At 60.9% G+C, this 470-nt stretch carries 1 protein-coding gene; it reads left to right on the top strand.

Annotation, left to right across the window (positions count from 1 at the left end):
- A partial coding sequence (locus P0D70_RS36835; protein WP_408188135.1) for an FAD-dependent oxidoreductase occupies window positions 1-470 on the top strand: 470 nt, incomplete at both ends.

The raw sequence follows: 470 nt of genomic DNA, 5'->3' as shown, positions 1-470 counted from the left end.
ATCGATCTCGACAAGCTGCGCGACTTCAAGTCGGGCGTCGTCAAGAAGCTCACCGGCGGTCTCGCCGGCATGGCGAAGATGCGCAAGGTCGAAGTCGTAACGGGTAACGGCTCGTTCGTCGATCCGTATCACATGGAAGTGCAGACCGAGGGCGGCAAGAAGGTCGTCAAGTTCAAGCAGGCGATCATCGCCGCGGGCTCGGAAGCGGTGAAGCTGCCGTTCATTCCGGAAGATCCGCGTGTGGTCGATTCGACCGGCGCGCTCGAACTGCGTCAGATTCCGCAGCGCATGCTGGTGATCGGCGGCGGCATCATCGGTCTGGAAATGGCCACGGTGTACGCCACGCTCGGCGCGAAGATCGATGTGGTCGAAATGCTCGACGGTCTGATGGCCGGCGCGGACCGCGATCTGGTCAAGGTCTGGGAGAAGTACAACAGCAAGCGTTTCGCCAACGTCATGCTGAAGACCAA

The sequence above is a fragment of the Paraburkholderia sp. RL17-381-BIF-C genome, from assembly GCF_046026435.1.
Taxonomy (GTDB): domain Bacteria; phylum Pseudomonadota; class Gammaproteobacteria; order Burkholderiales; family Burkholderiaceae; genus Paraburkholderia.
This window is presented reverse-complemented; position numbering and strand designations above follow the sequence as displayed.